Origin of the sequence: Buchnera aphidicola (Pseudoregma panicola) (genome assembly GCF_039376655.1) — a bacterium.
Taxonomy (GTDB): Bacteria; Pseudomonadota; Gammaproteobacteria; order Enterobacterales; family Enterobacteriaceae; genus Buchnera_G; species Buchnera_G aphidicola_C.
The window spans coordinates 1-2,193 of sequence record NZ_CP135002.1; the positions used below are offsets into that span (position 1 = coordinate 1).

Below are 2,193 nucleotides of genomic sequence, written 5' to 3' on the forward strand. Positions count from 1 at the left end.
ATTGAGAAAATTATAATGTCAAATATTTTTATATTAGATAACATAGATTCCTTTACTAATAACATATCTGAACAGTTAAAAGTTTTAGGTAATAAAGTAATTATTTGTAGAAATGATGAATCTGAAATTCATATATGCAATGTAATAAAAAATTTTAAAGATAGTATAATACTATTTTCTCCAGGACCTGGTACTCCTTTAAAATCTGGATGCATGATNAATATAATAAAAAAATTTAATAGAACTAATCCTATGTTAGGAATATGTTTAGGTCATCAAGCAATAATAGAGTTTTTTGGAGGTAGTATAAAATTGTTAAAAAAATCAGTACATGGAAAATATTCTAATATAGTTCATGATAATAAATTTATGTTTAATAAAATTGCTAATCCTTTAAAAGTATCTAGATATCACTCATGGACATGTAATGAGGTTCCAAGAAACTTTATAGTAAATTCATACTATAAAGAAAAAATAATGTCTCTAAGAAGCAGAAAACATAAAATATGTAGCTTTCAGTTTCATCCTGAATCTATTCTAACTCCTTTTGGAAATAAATTAATAGAAAATACTATAAATTGGCTTTCTAAATAATTTTTTTATTTTTTAATTAAAAATATTTTTTTTAAAAATTTTTATTAAAATTTTAAAATTCTAATATATGCATGTGAGTTTATATTTTTATTATATTTTTTTTAAAAAAATTTTTATTGCACATGCATTTAATAAACATTGAGAAAATTATAATGTCAAATATTTTTATATTAGATAACATAGATTCCTTTACTAATAACATATCTGAACAGTTAAAAGTTTTAGGTAATAAAGTAATTATTTGTAGAAATGATGAATCTGAAATTCATATATGCAATGTAATAAAAAATTTTAAAGATAGTATAATACTATTTTCTCCAGGACCTGGTACTCCTTTAAAATCTGGATGCATGATGAATATAATAAAAAAATTTAATAGAACTAATCCTATGTTAGGAATATGTTTAGGTCATCAAGCAATAATAGAGTTTTTTGGAGGTAGTATAAAATTGTTAAAAAAATCAGTACATGGAAAATATTCTAATATAGTTCATGATAATAAATTTATGTTTAATAAAATTGCTAATCCTTTAAAAGTATCTAGATATCACTCATGGACATGTAATGAGGTTCCAAGAAACTTTATAGTAAATTCATACTATAAAGAAAAAATAATGTCTCTAAGAAGCAGAAAACATAAAATATGTAGCTTTCAGTTTCATCCTGAATCTATTCTAACTCCTTTTGGAAATAAATTAATAGAAAATACTATAAATTGGCTTTCTAAATAATTTTTTTATTTTTTAATTAAAAATATTTTTTTTAAAAATTTTTATTAAAATTTTAAAATTCTAATATATGCATGTGAGTTTATATTTTTATTATATTTTTTTTAAAAAAATTTTTATTGCACATGCATTTAATAAACATTGAGAAAATTATAATGTCAAATATTTTTATATTAGATAACATAGATTCCTTTACTAATAACATATCTGAACAGTTAAAAGTTTTAGGTAATAAAGTAATTATTTGTAGAAATGATGAATCTGAAATTCATATATGCAATGTAATAAAAAATTTTAAAGATAGTATAATACTATTTTCTCCAGGACCTGGTACTCCTTTAAAATCTGGATGCATGATNAATATAATAAAAAAATTTAATAGAACTAATCCTATGTTAGGAATATGTTTAGGTCATCAAGCAATAATAGAGTTTTTTGGAGGTAGTATAAAATTGTTAAAAAAATCAGTACATGGAAAATATTCTAATATAGTTCATGATAATAAATTTATGTTTAATAAAATTGCTAATCCTTTAAAAGTATCTAGATATCACTCATGGACATGTAATGAGGTTCCAAGAAACTTTATAGTAAATTCATACTATAAAGAAAAAATAATGTCTCTAAGAAGCAGAAAACATAAAATATGTAGCTTTCAGTTTCATCCTGAATCTATTCTAACTCCTTTTGGAAATAAATTAATAGAAAATACTATAAATTGGCTTTCTAAATAATTTTTTTATTTTTTAATTAAAAATATTTTTTTTAAAAATTTTTATTAAAATTTTAAAATTCTAATATATGCATGTGAGTTTATATTTTTATTATATTTTTTTTAAAAAAATTTTTATTGCACATGCATTTAATAAAC

The 2,193-nt window shown here is 20.4% G+C and carries 3 protein-coding genes; all 3 read left to right on the top strand.

Going from position 1 to position 2,193, the window contains the following annotated elements; translation table 11 throughout:
- The first annotated feature begins 15 nt into the window (after window positions 1-15).
- A complete protein-coding gene (locus tag RJT18_RS02110) occupies window positions 16-594 on the top strand; it encodes an aminodeoxychorismate/anthranilate synthase component II (RefSeq protein ID WP_343154981.1) in 579 nt (192 codons plus the stop codon).
- Between the two features lie 152 nt (window positions 595-746).
- The gene (locus RJT18_RS02115; protein WP_343154982.1) at window positions 747-1,325 is read left to right on the top strand and encodes an aminodeoxychorismate/anthranilate synthase component II; all 579 of its coding nucleotides are present in this window, start codon (window positions 747-749) and stop codon (window positions 1,323-1,325) included.
- Between the two features lie 152 nt (window positions 1,326-1,477).
- Window positions 1,478-2,056: an aminodeoxychorismate/anthranilate synthase component II gene (locus tag RJT18_RS02120; protein WP_343154981.1), complete on the top strand. Its 579-nt coding sequence runs from the start codon at window positions 1,478-1,480 to the stop codon at window positions 2,054-2,056.
- Window positions 2,057-2,193: the final 137 nt, after the last annotated feature.